Here is a 17,015-nt window from a genome sequence, read left to right as displayed (position 1 = left end):
TACTCTGAACACTAATATTTTGCAGTTATTTTTTATAAAAGATATGTTACAATTTAGCATGAGGTGGCACAAATCTATGAATATTTTTCTTTGTGGTTCAAATCAATTAACAGCATTAGATCAAGAAGAAATAAAAAAATTTTTAACTGACTATGCTCACAAACATAAAATTTACATATTATGTTATAAATCTATCGAAAATGAGGTACTTCGCTTTTTCGTCGAAAACGAACGACTCGCTCAAAATTTATGCCTTTACACGCTACAACCGTTACAAGCAGTAACAGATGAATTTCAAGAAATCGTTGATTATTTAAAAAAACACGGAGCCGAGTATGTCGCTTTTGATCATCCTTCCGACTCCATTTACCGATCAGATTATATGTTTTTTGTAAAACAAATAATCGAAGATACCGATTTAGTTCTCTGTTTTTATAATGGGGACAAGCATACATCTGTCATTCCCGTTGACGTTGCAAAAGAAGCAGGAATTGATGCTGTTATTTATGATTTACCAGGTTTACATGAAAAACAGATGAAAAAAAACTTTGAACAAAAAATCCGTATGATGTAAAGGGGGAGGCACAATATCGTTATTGTGCCTATTATAAATATGATAATTGAACAAGATTATGATCATTTTATCGCGAGTTTTAAACAACAATTCAATATGGATATCGCTTCATATAAACAAGATAGAATGCGTCGTAGAATCGATGCTTTTATTTCGAGAAAGGGCTTTGTAAACTACACTAGTTTTCTAAGCAATTTACGTACCGATCAAAAGTTATTTTTAAGTTTTATTGACTATATTACAATTAACGTTTCAGAGTTTTTTAGAAATAAAGAACGTTGGCAAACGTTAGAATCTAAAGCACTACCAAAATTACTCGAACAAAATAACGGAAAATTAAAAGTATGGAGTGCCGCTTGCGCTGCCGGTGAAGAACCATATACACTCTCTTTAATTTTATCGAAGCACCTAGCTCCATATCGTTTTGAAATACAAGCAACAGATCTTGATTTTCACATTTTAGAAACTGCAAAACGCGGTCAATATACAGAACGGTCTTTAAAAGAATTACCTGCCGATTTAAAAGAGCGTCATTTCACAAAAGAGAATGATATATATTCATTGCATCAAAACATTAAACAAAACGTGACGTTCAAACAGCACGATCTTTTAATGCAGTCGTTTGATACAAATTATGACTTAATCATTTGTCGTAATGTAATGATTTACTTTACTGAAGAAGCAAGGGTAAAACTTTACGAAAAATTTAGTCGCGCTTTACGAAAAGGCGGCGTACTATTTGTTGGTAGTACTGAACAAATTTTAACACCCGAACGTTATAATCTTCAGCGATTTGATACATTCTTTTACGAAAAAATATAAAAGAGGTCGTCACAATGTAAAGTGACGACCTTTTTAAATAACTCGAATTAAAATAATAGCAACAATCCATACAAAGAGAAAAAGAAACGTCATAGACCATTTATGTTCTTGCATTGTGTGTTTCAACGCCTGTGATAATTGTGTCATATTCATTTCTGCAAGTGCTCTCCATACGCTTACATCCCGCTCTTTAGCAGTGCGATCTGTAACGCTAATTAAAATGGTTTCGTTAGACAATTTCGTTATATAAGCAGTAATAACCGTTACCATTAAATTTATATTTCCTTCTGACGAATCACTTTCTACTCTAGAAATAAGTGCACTTACATCTAATAACGGAATATGTACCTTTCTACCAAATGATAGTTGTACTTCTGCGAAATCATACGTTCCATCTAACAAAGGAAGTTCTTTTATATGCGCTTGCTTAACAAGTCCTTGCAAGCTTCTCATTACTTGTTCAAATATTTTATCTGTTTGCTTTCCTTCTCCAGATAACGTATGTAACTTTTTAAAGAGTTGCAATACTGTATCCATCTCTTTAGAAAGCATTTCCTTCATAACCTTTCCATCACCTAAACTTGCAAGCAAAATACCTATTTCATTATTTTTCGTAATAATTTTAGACTGTCCAGTAAACACTAAATTACTACGCTTTCGTTCTTTCTGAATTTCATGTTCCGAAATAGCTGCAGGCTGTTTTAATGGTTGTAGCGTCTTATCTTCAATTGTCGTACGTTTAATTTCCATTTAAGCGCCTCCACTACTATAAAATACTTAGCCCCATTCTTTATTACTCTTTAAAACTAAAAATAGTACGAATAAACCTGACATGATAGTAAATACATTAGAAGCTTCTATTCCCTGTTCACTTTTTGCTTCTTTCTTCTCTTCTGGCTCTTCTTTTTTCTCTTTCTTTTTAGAAACGACCTGATTGTTATTTTTATTATCTTTATCTTTTTGAGCCTTCGCTTTATTTACTTCCTTGTTTTCTGTGAGAGGCTCTTTTATAAAATAAGTAATTTTTTCTTTCTCTTTCAATGGTTCTTTTATAAGATCGTTTACTTTCTCTTCTTTTTTTGGGATTTGAACAACTGGCGGTTTTTCTTCCAGAAGCGGGATTTCTACTTTCGAGTCTTCCTGCTTCTCAGTTTCTTTCTCATCCGTTTCTTTCTTATCCTCTAACTTATCTTCATTCTCTCGTTCTTCTATCTTTTTATCATCTTCTGTTTTTTGCTCCAAAACAGAAACGATATACTCACTTTCCTCAACCAGTTTATTGCCGGCCGCATCCACTATCTCTATAAGTAATTCGTATGAGCCAATTGGCAACGCATCCGTTATTTCAAATACCTTTTGCCAATCCATATCGCGCTTATTGTAATCTAATAAAAATGTAGTCTCTTTATTTTCTTTCCCCTTTAATGTCACGCGGACCTCTTTCACAACCGATTCTTTGTCTGCCGCCTTCACTCGCACACGTATAGAATCGCCTTGTTTCCGTTCAATTACCTTCTCTTTCGCTTCATCAATAGTAACTTTATGTAACTTCGGCAATTCTTTATCTATAGTCGGTGTTTCATTATTTATACGAATGAGCGGGACTTTCACTTCATTTTCAGTGAGTTCTTCTTTCTCATTTTCTTTATAGCTTTGAATGAGCTGCAGGTTCCAATTACCTTGCAAATCAAAAGTTTCGACCTTGTAGTTAGCAATCCATCGCTTTGTTTCCTCTTCATACTTAAACGCTAGCATTCTTTCTTGTTCATACTGATCGCCGTTTTTTGGCAAGCGCAAAATACCTTTTATACTTTGAACATTTTGCTCTTTCGGCTCTACAATAACCCGCACTTCTTCGCCAACTTTTAATTCTGGCTTATTTACTGTAATAACCCCTTGATCCGTCTCTATCTTTTTTTCGACCTCTTGTTCATTTACTACTTCTTGTTGTTCCTCTTTACCTTGATTCACTTCCACTTGCTCTGGCTGCTCTTGAACTTCTTTGTTTTCTTCTTGTACATTCATTTCATTTAGTTTTTGATCTGGCTCAATTTGTTCTTCCGCCTGACTTTGCAGAGGTAAGAACAGACACACATTTATGAATAACCAGCTCATTAGAAAAAACTTTACGTTTTTCATCTGCTAGCTCAAACTCCTATTTCAACGACTTATAGCGATTTCGTCACTTTTACTCCGAAAAATCCATCTACATTTACAAGTTCACCATACGCCACCAATACATCATTTACATAAATACGAATTGGTTCGTCAATATCCTCATCTAGTACAACTGCTTCATTCTCTTGTAAACTTAAAATATCTTGAATTGTTTTCACTGTGCTTCCAAATACAAATTTCACGTTCATCTCTACATTTTGTAGGATGGATGTGTCCATGTATACTGGTTCCATTTGTTTTACTTCTTTAAATTCAATAGGTTGCACAACAGGTTCTACAATTTTTTCTTCTTCAATTTCTTCTGTAACAATCTCTTCTTCCTCTTCCACCATTGGATATAGAAGTCTTCTTACCATTTCTTTCGCTTCTGAAATCGGTAAAATTTGATACATTTTCGATTGAAGCAGGTCGCCAATTTCAAGGTTGAACGTAATTTGAACGAGTTCGTCCACTTTCATTGACTCTCCCAAATATTCCATTTCTTCTTTTAAGGTTACAAATTTAACATTTGGCGGTGTCATGTCCATTTTTTCTTGAAACATTTCTGACATCGCCGTCGCAGCATGCCCCATCATTTGGTTCATGATTTCTTTAATACCGCTCAGTTCTAATTCACTAAGCTCCTTCTCTGGATCAACTTCCCCTGTTCCCATCATCATTAAATCTACCATTGTTAAAGCGACATCTTTCGTAAATACGAATACATTCTCATTCTTTAGTCCTTCAACAAAATCAACATTTAAAATAACAAACGGGACTGGCACTCCGTCATAATGACGAACATTGATTGATTCTACATTGGGCGTACTAATTGTAACTGGCTGATTTAATAGTGTTGACAATACTGTTGAAGCTGAACCAATTGAAATATTTGCAATTTCACCAAGGACATCTTTCTCTTCTTGTGTTAAATGCTCTTTTTCAACTTGTTCTTCTACAATCTCAGTTTCCACTACTTCTGCTGGCTCATCTTTTTCTTCTACTCCACCAGATAATTGCATTAATTTATTTACCATTTGTTTCGCATGTTCAACTGAAACAATTTGCACAAGTTTAGAGTTTACAAGATTATCTATCTTTAAATCAAACGATACTTTAACAATCGTTTGATTCCCATCAATCTCAGAAATTTTCTCCATTTCTTCTGATAACTTTACAACTTTAATTGTCGGCGGAGACATATCTACTGTATCTTGAAAGAATTCTGACATAGATGTAGCTGCGAACCCCATCATTTGATTCATCGCTTCTTGTACAGCACTTAGCTCTAATTCACCAAGTTCTTTTCCGTCTTCCACTTCACCTGTTCCCATCATCATTAAATCAGCAATGGATAATGCAACATCTTGCTTAAGGACAAGAAGGTTTTCCATATCTAATCCTTTTGTAAAATGAATGTTTAATACAACGTGTGGAACTTCGACGTCGCTTGAATCATATAAATCTACCAATTCTATGCGAGGAGCAGTAATGCTTACTTGCCTATTTAAGATTGTTGATAATACAGTCGAAGCTGAACCAAATGATATATTTGCAATTTCGCCAAGAATATCGCATTCTTGAGGCGTTAAATGCTCATTTTCTTTTTCTAGCACAATTGTGCTCGTATCCCCTTTTGTGTGTTGCTCAGGCATTTTCTCTGCCTCCTCATTTCTGTTTTTCTATCAAATGATATAAACTCTCATTTTATTTTAACAAACTTATTATATAAAACGTTAATATGTATTTATTCCCATTTTTAGATTAGTAACGATTAACCAAAAAGCTCCCCAATTGTATACAAGTGGGGAGCTTTCCTTCATTCCTATTATAAACCTTCTGGGTTTAAAATGAGGACCACTCGTCCATCACCGAGAATTGTCGCACCAGAGAAATAATTAGAACTCTCTGCAAAGAAGTCACCTAATGACTTTAAGACGATTTCTCTTTGACCGATAATTGTGTTTACAATAAGTCCATAGCTGCGATGTGTATTACGAACAATTAACACAGGAACCATTTGACCATCATATGACGCAAACGCCTCATCTACTGTTTTCTCACCAAATACAGTACTTAAATGCTTCACTTCAATAATTTGATTACGGTAATTTAACACATCTTTTCCTTGTAAGGATTGGATGTCTTCTCTCTTAATCCGAATTGCTTCAACAATATTACCAAGAGGGAAAGCATAACGTTTATCATTCGTTTGAACAAGCATAGATTGAATAATTGACAACGTTAATGGAAGTTCAATTCTAAATGTACTACCTTTTCCTTCTTCAGAATCAATAATTAAATGTCCACCTAAACTATGGATCGTATGTTTCACTACATCTAATCCAACGCCACGCCCAGAAAGGTCTGATACAACTTCAGCTGTACTAAATCCTGGTTGGAAGATTAAATCAAATACTTCACGGTCCGTTAATTTATTTGCCTCAGATTCTGTTACAACACCATTTTTAATCGCTTTTTCTAATACTTTTCCTTTATGAATACCGTTTCCGTCATCCGTAATTTGAATTACAACATGATTTCCACTATGGAATGCTTCTAATTTAATCGTACCTGTCTCATTTTTACCTGCATCACGACGTTGTTCAACAGTTTCAACACCGTGATCAATTGCATTACGGATTAAATGAACGAGTGGATCACCGATTTCATCAATAACAATTTTATCAACTTCAGTGTCTTCACCTGTAATTTGTAAATCGATTTTTTTCCCTAAATCTTTCGCTAACATACGTACCATACGTGGGAAACGATTGAAGACCGTTTCAATTGGTACCATACGCATGTTTAGTAGTACATTTTGAATATCTTTTGAAATATCGCCTAATCGATTTAAATGCTCAATTAACTCCTTATTTTGAATCCTTTGTGCCAATTCATCAATGCGCCCACGTTCGATTACACTTTCTTCAAACATATTCATTAATCTTTCGATTTTCTCTAATTGGACACGAATTGAACGATTCTCCACTTTAGCGTTTTTCGTCTTCGCATTGCTTTTAGCTGGTGTAGCAGGTTGCTTCGATATTTCTTTAGTTGATTCCACCTGCGTAGCCACTTGTACGACTTCTTGTGTAGCCAATTCTTCCGAAACTACTTCTTTTGATGTATGTCCTTGCTTCACTTCTACTTTCTCAATTTCAGAAACATGAAGCACCACTTGTTTTAATTCTTCTTCACTTTGATCAGTATCCATAAATACTGTGAACTCAAACCCGAAAGCATCTGCTTCAATTTCTTCAATACTTGGAACTGTTTTTTGTACATTACCTACATTTTGCAGTGCTTCAATACACATAATTGCGCGTACTGCTTTTAAAATAGCTTGTTGCTCAACAGTTATATGCACTTCATGTGAAACTGCATCATCATTATTTATAAGTTCTTGCTCAATATATTCCACAGGAGTTTCTACATTGCCATTCAATAATGCTTCTAATTTCTGCTTAGTTGTAATCACATCAATATTGCCCATTCCGCCTTGTTGCACATCTGCAACCATCTTCTCTAAATTATCAATGCACTCAAAAATCACATCAATAATCTCAGCATTTACAACTATATTCCCATGACGAATTTCATCTAAAACGTTTTCCATTTTATGCGTTAAATCCGCCATTTCTGTAAATTCCATACTCGCTGACATACCTTTAAATGTATGGGCTGAACGGAATATTTCTCCCACAACATCCATATCGGCAGGATTTTGTTCTAAAGTTAGCACATTTTCATTTAGCGATTGTAAATGTTCTTCTGATTCCTCAAAAAATATATTTAATAGATCTGTTTGCATTTTAATCCCCTACCTGTCTAACAAACATTTCATTTATGTATAACAATTTAGTGTTTTAAAGCAAGAAAAAAGGGGGCCACTCGCATATCCGCTATCAATGTTTAGATTCCTTGTGGCACCCCTTCTATATTAGCTGTTTGCTACTTTTGTTAAAGCTTCGATTACGCGATCTGCTTGGAATGGCTTTACAATAAAGTCTTTTGCTCCACCCTTAATTGCATCTAATACCATACCTTGTTGTCCCATTGCAGAACAAATGACAACTTTTGCACTTGAATCAATTTTAATAATTTCTTTTAATGCTTCAAGTCCGTCCATTTCTGGCATAGTAATATCTAATGTAACAATATCAGGTTGAAGTTCTTTATACTTTTGAATTGCCTCCACTCCATTTTCCGCTTCTCCGATTACTTCAAATTCAGAATTACTTTTTAATAAGTTTTTAATCATCGTTCGCATGAACATCGCATCGTCTACAACTAAAATTTTATGTGCCATTCTTTTTGATTCTCTCCTTCTATGTATAAATATATCTTAATATTTCACCTTATCATTCTCACTCATTATACAAAATAAAATGATAAAATTTAATATTTTTTTAAAAGAATTTTCGTATTTTTATTATTTATTATCAAAATAACAATATACTATTCTTTTATATAAATGACAACGCGACGGTTTTTTTCCCAATTTTGCGGTGAATCATTTGGTACTACTGGCTTGGTATCTGCATATCCTACCGCAGCTAGCCTTTTATCATCCACATTATACACTTCAATTAAGTGATGAATCATATTTGCCGCTCGTGCAGAAGATAATTCCCAGTTTGAAGGGAATTTGTCGTTATGAATCGGTCTACTGTCTGTATGTCCTTCTACAACAATGGGATTTGGTACCGATTGGAAAAATCCAACTAATTGGCTTATTATCTCTTTCGCCTCCGGTTTAACGTTCGCATCACCCGTATCGAATATTAAATTATCTACTATAACGACACTTACCCCTGTGTCCTCTCGATATACATTCACTTGACTAATACCGTTATTATCTACATATGCTTTTAACTTTTTATATAATTCGTCCATTCTCTTTTTAGAGACCATTTTTTCATCATTTTTTTCATGTGAAATATCTGGTATTGTATTTTCCATTACTTTTGCATCTACTTGCTCCACATCACTAAACTTTTCAAGCATCTTCGACAATTTTACTGCATCCTGCTTTGATGTAGCAACTAGTAATACAAAGAAAGTTAATAATAACATCGTTAAATCTGTAAAAGTTGTCATCCAACGAGGCGATCCCCTTTGCGGTCGTTTTATCATCACCTTACCACTCCTTGAAATATTAGGCTGCTCGTTTTACTTTTTTTATCTTTGTTTCGTATACGTATGTATCCAGTTTTAACTTTAATTTAGAAGGAATTTGTCCACGATACAATTCTGAAATTGCTTCAATAACAAACTTCTTCTCTGTATATAAATCCTCAATACCACGATACACTTTTTCAGCAAGAGGGATTGCAATCATATTTGCAAGTACTGATCCATACAATGTCGTTAACATTGCAACTGCCATCCCTGTACCAATTTGCGATGTATCTTGCAAGTTTTGAAGCATAATGATAAGACCGATTAAAGTCCCTATCATGCCCCAAGCTGGAGCGAAATCGCCAATTTTATCTAATAACGCTGCTCCTTTTCTTAACTCATATACTTCTGTTTCAATATCTTTCATTAATACTTCTTTTAATTCATCTTCATCGTAACCACTTAACATTAATCGAATTCCTTTTTGAATAAAAGGATTGTCTACTTGCTCTCCATCAACTTCTAAAGAAAGCAGGCCATGTTTTTTAGACTTTTTCGAAAAATCAACGAACAAATCCGTTAACTGTTCTAAATCTGCTTCTCTTCTATGTAAAACAGTAAAAATACTTTTCGTGTATTTTTTTATTTCTCCAAATCGATATGCCACAACAATTGTCGCTGTTGTTCCCCCTATGACAATTAAAATAGATGAAACATCTAAAAAGTTTTTAAAAGCTTTTATTCCGCCGCCGCCAAGCATAATTGCCGCTATCACTATGGCAAAACCCACTATAATGCCAACTGGGCTAGAAATGTCAAACTTCCTTTTTCTTCTTTGTGGTCTAGCTAATCCTTGATTTTCGTCTCCCATATTCCTGCCCTTCCCTTTTCATTTTTATAAAACATTTTTTTATTTTAATAATGCGTTTTCACATATAATATGTATTATACGCTTATCATCTATTTATCGCAATATACTCATAGAATTGACACATTTTATTTCCATATTAGAATTACAGTATAGAAATATGAGGAGGATCACGATGGAACATAACATTTTACAAATCATTGCACTAGCAGAAAAACTAAAATATGAAATGCGGCATAGCTGGCTTTCTAACGGACGTCAAGAAAGCGTTGCTGAACATACGTGGCGCATGTCTCTAATGGCCATTTTAGTTGAGCCTTATTTGGATCAAAAAGTCAATGTTGAAAAATTACTTAAAATGGTTATTATTCACGACCTAGTCGAGGCAGAAGCTGGTGATATTCCTGCTTTTGATACAATGAATAGTCATGAATTACAATTACAAAAACAAATAAATGAGCAAGAAGCAATTTTAAATATTAAACGCACATTAAAAGGTTCTCTCGGTGAGGAATTGTATGATTTATGGATGGAGTTTGAAGCGAAAGAAACGTACGAAGCAAAAGTTGCTAACGCACTTGATAAACTTGAGGTGAAAATTCAGCATAACGAAGCTGATATTGATACGTGGCTACCAATTGAGCACAAAATGACATTCCAAGTAGCAAAGCATACAAACTTTGATTCTTTCCTATCTAAATTACAAAAACTCATCGAGCAAGATGGAGAAAAGAAATTACTAGCTGCCGGCATTGACGTTGAAGCTTGCAAAAGATAATGAAATAAGACACTCAATATGAGTGTCTTATTTCATTATTGTTGATACAGCCTGCTTGTAAATAAGTTGTTGTTTTCCATCAACTAACATTAAAACAGTAAATTTGTCTATCGCAACAATTTCTCCTACTATTCTAACGCCACTCTTTAAAAAGATTGTAACAATACCTTTTTCTTCTTTTATTTGTTTATACAGCTCTTCTTGTAAATGTTCCAAATACTGTTCTCTCCTTCTTTTATAGAATATCTTAATATAAAAAACTACAAATTATTTATTTATGTACTTTATCTTTTACATTCATAAACTTATTAATTAGTATATCTAAATCTCGGCTAAATAACAAAACTTTATCATGATCCAACCCGTGTCTAGCAACAAGTTGAATTAGCTCTTTCTTTTTGTTTTCTATTTTATTTTGTAATTGTCCCATCTCCATCTCTTTACTAAAACTCCCTTTTCCCATAATATTACTTGTAAAATTATAGTACAAATCCTCTCATAAAAAAATATAAAAATGGTTTTTTTTACAATTTTATATTTTTTTATGAACAAATCGCAAAATATATAACGATTTATCCATACATCCTTAGCTCAATATACACTTAAAATGACCACACAGGCGTTTGTCTAATTACAAAAGAGACTGGCTCCTTTTCCACACAAAAAACATACTTTATACAGTAGTCCATGAATTATATAGATTAACTTACTCAAAAGGAGGAAAACATATGAGCTATGGTGGAAGTTGCGCTGGTTTCGGCGGTGGATTTGCTTTGCTAATCGTACTATTCATCCTTCTAATCATCATCGGATGTAGCTGTTGGGGTGGCGGCGGATACGGGTACTAATATATCCTATCCTTAACAAATGAACGAAAAACTATACGAAAACAGCTCATATTTGAGCTGTTTTTTCATACTTTCGTATGAAATTATATCCCTCTTTTTTGTGATTTCAACTCATAAAAAAACGTTTACTATGAAATAAGAAACATTTTTACTGAGGAGGATTACAATGATTAAAGGTCTTTACGAAGCACATTTACCCGTCCGTAACTTAGAAGTGTCTATACCTTTTTACGAATCACTTGGACTGAAATTATATAAAAGAGGAGATGATATTGCTTTCTTTTGGATTAAAGAAAATGAAAGTTGGCTCGGCCTTTGGGAAGGCACAGAATACAAAGTGAATTATCATCCCTCTTTACGACACATCGCCTTTCAAGTAAGCTTACATGATTTAGAACATGCGATACATTGGCTAAGTCAAAAAGGTATTTCAGTACGAAAAGACTTTGGAATGGAACCAATTGAGCCAATTGTTTTTCCTGAATTAGCACATGCCGCCGTATACTTTAACGACCCTGATGGAAATAGTTTAGAATTGATTGCACAATTACCTGTTGGACTTCCTACAGAAGAGAAAGTGTATTTAAGCGAATGGAAAAAACAAGTTCAAGCATCATCATTACATAAGGATTAAGCTTTTTATGTCAGTTTCTTATTCCGCACTTCTTAAAACAAATAAAAACTTCAAAAGACTATTTTATGGGCAAACACTAAGCGTGCTTGGAGATTGGTTTCATACAGTAGCTTTATTAACATTCGTCTATAGCATAACAGAATCACCGTTTATGATCGCACTTACTTTTATAAGTAAAGGTTTACCACAGCTTCTCCTTAGTCCATTCATAGGCGGAATTGTAGATCGTTTTTCTAAAAAGAATATTATGATTTTTACCGATATTTTACGAGGCATGCTCGTCCTCACTTACTTATTTGCACCATATAAAATTGAGATTATTTTCATTGCTAATATATGTTTATCTGTACTTTCTTGTTTATTTGAGCCGGCTAAACAAGCAACTTTAAAGAATATCATACACCAAAATCATTTCGTAACTGCGAACTCTCTTTCTAGTACAATGAATGGTTTTATGTCTATTATGGGGGCTTCTTTAGGCGGAATAGTTGCACATTCTTTCAATATTGAGTTTGCTTTTTTAATGAACAGCTTGTCGTACTTTATTTCAGCCTATTTTATTTATAATATGAGTATTCCTGCTCATGATACTTGTAACAAGAACAAAGCATTGTTCACTGATATAAAAGATGGTTATACATACATATTACAAACAAAAATCATTTTAACATTAATTCTTGTCGGCATTTCATGGGGCATTATTGGAGGTGCTTATCAGCTGCTTTTAACAATCTATGCTGAAAAAATTTTCCACACTAACATTGGAGTTTTATATTCAGTTCAGGGGGCGGGGCTTATCATCGGCAGCCTCTTCGTTAATCTTTATATATCTCATAATAAAGAGAAAATGAAAAAAGCATTTGGTTGGGCCTATTTCCTACAGGGAATTTTCTTTCTCGGATTCATTTTATCTGATCAACTTATTATCGGTATCACTACATTGCTCTGTATGCGCATAGCAGGAGGAATCATCGTTCCACTTGATACGACATTACTTCAAACTTACACGCACGAAAATATGATTGGTAAAGTTTTTTCATTTCATTACTCAATTTATGGTTCGCTTATACAGTTATCTATGTTCATTACAGGGTGGCTATTAGAAATCCTTTCTCCTCAAATGATTGGTAGTTTTCTAGCTATATGTTGTATTTTTGTTAGTCTTATATGGCTGTTTTTATTTTATCGCGGAGAATTTAATGAAGAATCTACCTCCAATTAATAGCATGTTTATGTACATGCTATTTTTACTTATGTCGAAATATAAAGGAAAAAGACGATTTATTTTCCTTACGTTCTAATTTTTTAGAATGTACAATAAATTTAGATTATAAGAAAGGAGATGTCATAATGTTTGACGATAGACTTACTATTTCAGCTGAGCAACAGAAGCTCATTTCTAATGCAACTCGTATTCAAATCCTTCACCTCTTAAAAGACGAAGCACTCACTGCAAAACAAGTAGCTACTAAACTAAACAAAACTGCTGGAAGCGTACATTATCACGTTCAAATTTTATACGATGGGGGGTTGCTTGAATTAGTAGAAACGAAGGAAAAACGAGGGATTATTGAAAAATATTATAAAGCAAAAGCAGCTCACTTCTATATCGAAGAGAGCGGCACAGAAGGAACGAATACAGGTAGTCATATTGTATCTCATCTATTTTTAACTCCGGAGGAATTACAACAGCTTACTTGGGAGATTACACAAGTTTTATTACGCTGGGAAAACAAAACCGCTCGTCAATCAAACTCTGAAGAAGAATACGCTATTTCCTGCAGGATTAAAAAACAATGAAAGAAAGGGCCATTTGTTCATGAAAAATAAATTATTATTATTGTCGGGAACAGGAATTTCTCGTTTAGGTGATTTTATGTATCTTATCGCTCTAAACTTAATGGTGTTAAATAGCACAAACTCCCCTGCTGCTGTAGCAGGATTATGGATTGTCGGTCCAATTGCCACCGTTGTTACAAAAATATGGTCTGGTAGTATAGTAGATCGATTAAACAAACGGTCTATTATGCTCATCACAGATATCATTCGGGCAGCTCTTATTGGCTGTGTTCCACTATTTGATTCTATTTGGACCATTTATATGTTTATCTTTTTAACTCGCATCGCTACATCATTTTTCGATCCAGCTTCATTTTCTTATAAAACAATGCTTATACCTGCCGAAGAACGCGCTCAATTCAACGCTTGGAGTAGCTTTTGTACAAGCGGGGCTTTTATTATCGGTCCAGCTCTTGCTGGAATACTTCTCACCACGTACTCAGCAGCCTTTGTTATTTACTGCAACTCACTTTCCTTTCTTCTTTCTACCATTCTTATTTACTTCTTGCCAAACATTACATTACAAACAAAGCAAAACGAAGAAGTTACAAATACTTTCGTACAAACATTACGAAGTGATTGGAAACAAGTTTTTTCATTTGCTCGAACGGAAACTTACATTATTCTCATATTCGTTTTATTTCAAGCGACTATGCTTGTTTCTATGGCACTCGATTCACAAGAAGTTGTTTTCACAAATCAAGTACTGTTTTTATCCGATATAGAGTATAGCATGCTTGTTAGTATAACTGGAGCTGCTTACGTTTCCGGTTCATTCCTTGTCTCTCTCTTTGCCAAACGATTACCAATTCAATATTGTATCGGATTAGGGACCATTTTCACAGCAATAGGCTATGTAATTTTCGCCTTTTCAAATTCATTTATAGTCGCAGCAGGCGGTTTCATTTTACTTGGCATTTCTTCATCATTTGCTGGTACTGGCTTTATAACATTTTATCAAAATAACATCCCTGTACATATGATAGGACGTATCGATAGCGTGTTTGATTCCATAAAAAATTTCATCCAAATCTTTTTCGTTTTAGCAATTGGGGCATCTGCACAATTTCTTTCCGTTCAAATTACTGTAATAAGTAGCTCGTTACTCATTCTTTTCCTTTCCTGCTTATTAGCAATCCGGGTAATGACTCCTTCACGGGAAAAATATTTTAAAGCGACAGAGTCATCATTGGAATATTAAATGCAACGTCAACTACCCCCACTGAGATAAAGCCTTTCAGTGGGGGCTTGAGTTTGAACGCTAGGTCTTTTCGTCTATCACTAGACAGTTTGACGCTCTAGCACTCATGTCACCTTATGGTAACACCCCAAGTATGTTTTTGGTTGGTACTGGCAACGAACGATTGTTTTCCCACTTGCACCACCCTTTCGAAAAAGAGCAGTTCTTCCTTGCAAAAGAAGCCACCACTCAGATGAATCTGGCGTGTGCTACAAGCCCCGACAAGTCGAGTACACATGGATGGTTGACACACCCACTAAGCTATGCGCAAAGCAACAGCCTTACGTTTTTGCACTTCGAATAGAATCGGCGTTTTCACTTTGAGGTTGTCATCCAATTCTACAACTCTTGATTTTTGCAATGTATTTAATGCACCATTAATATCAGCGTGAATACATTTCCCTGATTTACTTTGGTACAGACCACGTGTGATTCGTTTGCCACTAAAGAGATACTGCATCTTATCAACCTTAGACCAAACTGGAACCGGATCTTTATCCAGAAAACTAGCTTTTGAAGTATAGCTTTCTTCTTGTTTTAAAAAGCGAATACCTTCTTTTACACATTTATTCTCAATCGCTGCCATCAGTTTATGGAATGGGATTTGAACAAATGTTTGATTACTCTTTTTCCCCATATCAGATTTTTGTTTCCAGCCAGCGTTATCCCCTACAACAAACGTATCTATATCGAATTCTTTCACTTTTTTGAACAAAAAGCCTACCGTTTGTGAAAGATAACCATTGATTTGTTTTTCTCGTTTATGCCAAAGTGCAGCAATTTTGTTCGTTACAACGCGTTTTGAAAGTCCGTTTTCCACATTTTTCAGTTGGAGATTACGTATCCTTTTGTTGAAGTATTGGTTAATGGATTTTAATTTTTTTCCATCAATTAAAAATGCATCACCTGTATTTGTCACGCAACTTACTAATCTATCTACACCTAAATCGCAACTCAAAGCGTTACTAGTAGTCGTGGATGGTTTCTTCATTTGAGAAACGTGCATTTCATATGTGTAATGCACCTCAAAGAACCGACCTTTTTGCTTCGGTACAATCTCAATATAGGAGATTTTTTTCTTTCTCAAGTTTTTAGGCATACGTATTTGAATGGAACCGAATTTTTTCCTGAATGCAGCATTCATAGGAATGATCCAATATCCGTTCTCATCCACTTTTGGCACTTGATAGATTTCAATGATTCGTTTGTCAGTTGAACGAGAATAATTTGGAAACTTCGGACGACCTGTGAACTTCTCAAGATTTTTCTTCCACTGTTCCAATGCTTTAAAAAAGCTCTTCACTTCTGTAAATAAGGCTCTACGAATCGCTTGAACAGAGTTTGATTGAACACCCCAGTAGTTCATATCAACCTGCATGGCAGTGTCCACTTCTTTTACAGTAGCCATCTTGTTATGATTCAGGTAACTTTGTTTTATCGTGTACAACCCGACATTTCGCAACGCTTTTGAACTATGTGACATGCGCTGCAGTAAACGAAATTCTTTAGCTGTGAGGCAAGCTCGTCCGATATTTTGTTTCTGCGTGAATCGTTGCATATTTTCTCTTTTCTTTTGTTTACGTAATACTTTCACTGCTTTCTTTTTAGCCATTGTTTTCACCACCTTTCTTAGAGAGTTCATTAAAATTATTTCTTCCCTAAGATAATGTTTTATCTTAGGAAATCTCGTCTTACGAAAAGAGAACTAACACTTTTGTAACTGTTAATTATTTTTGACAAATCAATATTTGGAACGAAACGAAACAAAATGTGAACATGGTCTTCATCGCAATTCCTATTGGCTCAAGTAACAAAATGATTATGATTATCCAATTTCGTTGTTTTACGATCTATTCCCTCCTTATCTAAGGGCAGATTATATCGTAAGACAAACAGAAACAAATATTTGCCCTCAAAAAATTGTTATGAACGAAACAAAAGAGTTCAGCCTACCTTCTGACGGCCATTCATCTCCACCTGAATTGTTGGGTTTCACCCGTAACACAAATCAGATGGAGTCTTCTTGCCAAAAAGGATAAAAAGCGGCTATTTTGCCGCTTTTTTCCCGTATTAAAGGACAGTACCCCCCCACTGATTAAAGTTTCACTTCATGTTAAAATATGTATTAGAT

The 17,015-nt window shown here is 34.6% G+C and carries 18 protein-coding genes and 1 pseudogene; 8 read left to right on the top strand and 11 right to left on the bottom strand.

What is annotated here, in order from left to right; all coding sequences use genetic code 11:
- Positions 1 to 76: 76 nt before the first annotated feature.
- Together ATN06_RS08520 and cheR are read left to right on the top strand one after the other, a co-directional pair.
- On the top strand, positions 77 to 574 hold the full coding sequence (locus tag ATN06_RS08520; RefSeq protein ID WP_001020114.1) for a flagellar motor switch protein FliG: 498 nt from the start codon (positions 77 to 79) through the stop codon (positions 572 to 574).
- 39 nt (positions 575 to 613) lie between these two features.
- Complete coding sequence (cheR, locus tag ATN06_RS08515) at positions 614 to 1,396, top strand: protein-glutamate O-methyltransferase CheR (protein WP_060630276.1); 783 nt, start codon at positions 614 to 616, stop codon at positions 1,394 to 1,396.
- 33 nt (positions 1,397 to 1,429) lie between these two features.
- Here the strand turns inward: cheR and ATN06_RS08510 are convergent, their stop codons facing one another.
- The 7 genes from ATN06_RS08510 to ATN06_RS08480 form a co-directional block, all read right to left on the bottom strand.
- Positions 1,430 to 2,146: a hypothetical protein gene (locus ATN06_RS08510; RefSeq protein WP_060630275.1), complete on the bottom strand. Its 717-nt coding sequence runs from the start codon at positions 2,144 to 2,146 to the stop codon at positions 1,430 to 1,432.
- 27 nt (positions 2,147 to 2,173) lie between these two features.
- Positions 2,174 to 3,535 (bottom strand): hypothetical protein, encoded by a 1,362-nt coding sequence (locus ATN06_RS08505; RefSeq protein ID WP_060630274.1) that lies wholly within the window; start codon positions 3,533 to 3,535, stop codon positions 2,174 to 2,176.
- A gap of 29 nt (positions 3,536 to 3,564) precedes the next feature.
- Positions 3,565 to 5,208 carry a flagellar motor switch protein gene (locus ATN06_RS08500; protein WP_060630273.1) on the bottom strand — a complete coding sequence of 548 codons (1,644 nt, stop codon included), beginning with the start codon at positions 5,206 to 5,208 and terminating at the stop codon, positions 3,565 to 3,567.
- A gap of 173 nt (positions 5,209 to 5,381) precedes the next feature.
- The gene (locus ATN06_RS08495) at positions 5,382 to 7,367 is read right to left on the bottom strand and encodes a chemotaxis protein CheA (protein ID WP_060630272.1); all 1,986 of its coding nucleotides are present in this window, start codon (positions 7,365 to 7,367) and stop codon (positions 5,382 to 5,384) included.
- 129 nt (positions 7,368 to 7,496) lie between these two features.
- Positions 7,497 to 7,865, bottom strand: coding sequence for a response regulator (locus ATN06_RS08490; protein WP_000940576.1), 369 nt, complete (start codon positions 7,863 to 7,865; stop codon positions 7,497 to 7,499).
- A 149-nt stretch (positions 7,866 to 8,014) separates the two neighbouring features.
- Positions 8,015 to 8,692: an OmpA family protein gene (locus ATN06_RS08485; protein ID WP_060630271.1), complete on the bottom strand. Its 678-nt coding sequence runs from the start codon at positions 8,690 to 8,692 to the stop codon at positions 8,015 to 8,017.
- 22 nt (positions 8,693 to 8,714) lie between these two features.
- A complete protein-coding gene (locus ATN06_RS08480; RefSeq protein WP_060630270.1) occupies positions 8,715 to 9,548 on the bottom strand; it encodes a flagellar motor protein MotP in 834 nt (277 codons plus the stop codon).
- 172 nt (positions 9,549 to 9,720) lie between these two features.
- Here ATN06_RS08480 and ATN06_RS08475 point away from each other — a divergent pair, with 172 nt between their 5' ends.
- Positions 9,721 to 10,323 carry an HD domain-containing protein gene (locus ATN06_RS08475; RefSeq protein ID WP_060630269.1) on the top strand — a complete coding sequence of 201 codons (603 nt, stop codon included), beginning with the start codon at positions 9,721 to 9,723 and terminating at the stop codon, positions 10,321 to 10,323.
- A 27-nt stretch (positions 10,324 to 10,350) separates the two neighbouring features.
- Here ATN06_RS08475 and hfq read toward each other — a convergent pair whose 3' ends face one another.
- Positions 10,351 to 10,539: an RNA chaperone Hfq gene (gene hfq, locus ATN06_RS08470; protein WP_000400658.1), complete on the bottom strand. Its 189-nt coding sequence runs from the start codon at positions 10,537 to 10,539 to the stop codon at positions 10,351 to 10,353.
- A 55-nt stretch (positions 10,540 to 10,594) separates the two neighbouring features.
- The gene (locus tag ATN06_RS08465; protein ID WP_060630268.1) at positions 10,595 to 10,813 is read right to left on the bottom strand and encodes an aspartyl-phosphate phosphatase Spo0E family protein; all 219 of its coding nucleotides are present in this window, start codon (positions 10,811 to 10,813) and stop codon (positions 10,595 to 10,597) included.
- Between the two features lie 238 nt (positions 10,814 to 11,051).
- Here ATN06_RS08465 and ATN06_RS29175 point away from each other — a divergent pair, with 238 nt between their 5' ends.
- The 5 genes from ATN06_RS29175 (at position 11,052) to ATN06_RS08440 (ending at position 14,845) form a co-directional block, all read left to right on the top strand.
- The gene (locus ATN06_RS29175) at positions 11,052 to 11,171 is read left to right on the top strand and encodes a YjcZ family sporulation protein (protein ID WP_000120179.1); all 120 of its coding nucleotides are present in this window, start codon (positions 11,052 to 11,054) and stop codon (positions 11,169 to 11,171) included.
- Positions 11,172 to 11,337: 166 nt separating this feature from the next.
- On the top strand, positions 11,338 to 11,805 hold the full coding sequence (locus ATN06_RS08455) for a VOC family protein (RefSeq protein WP_060630267.1): 468 nt from the start codon (positions 11,338 to 11,340) through the stop codon (positions 11,803 to 11,805).
- Positions 11,806 to 11,812: 7 nt separating this feature from the next.
- Positions 11,813 to 13,027 (top strand): MFS transporter, encoded by a 1,215-nt coding sequence (locus ATN06_RS08450; protein ID WP_060630266.1) that lies wholly within the window; start codon positions 11,813 to 11,815, stop codon positions 13,025 to 13,027.
- Positions 13,028 to 13,155: 128 nt separating this feature from the next.
- Positions 13,156 to 13,605: an ArsR/SmtB family transcription factor gene (locus ATN06_RS08445; protein ID WP_060630265.1), complete on the top strand. Its 450-nt coding sequence runs from the start codon at positions 13,156 to 13,158 to the stop codon at positions 13,603 to 13,605.
- Between the two features lie 19 nt (positions 13,606 to 13,624).
- Positions 13,625 to 14,845, top strand: coding sequence for an MFS transporter (locus ATN06_RS08440; RefSeq protein WP_060630264.1), 1,221 nt, complete (start codon positions 13,625 to 13,627; stop codon positions 14,843 to 14,845).
- 295 nt (positions 14,846 to 15,140) lie between these two features.
- On the opposite strand, the gene ATN06_RS08435 is transcribed toward ATN06_RS08440, so the two are convergent.
- A complete protein-coding gene (locus ATN06_RS08435; protein WP_060630263.1) occupies positions 15,141 to 16,496 on the bottom strand; it encodes an RNA-guided endonuclease TnpB family protein in 1,356 nt (451 codons plus the stop codon).
- Positions 16,497 to 16,517: 21 nt separating this feature from the next.
- Positions 16,518 to 16,678 (bottom strand): annotated as a pseudogene (locus tag ATN06_RS29790) (transposase); the annotation flags it as partial.
- Between the last annotated feature and the right edge of the window lie 337 nt (positions 16,679 to 17,015).

The organism is Bacillus thuringiensis, assembly GCF_001455345.1.
In the GTDB taxonomy this organism is placed as follows: domain Bacteria; phylum Bacillota; class Bacilli; order Bacillales; family Bacillaceae_G; genus Bacillus_A; species Bacillus_A thuringiensis_N.
The sequence above is the reverse complement of the archived record's forward strand: the minus strand, read 5'-3'. Positions and strand labels throughout refer to the sequence as shown.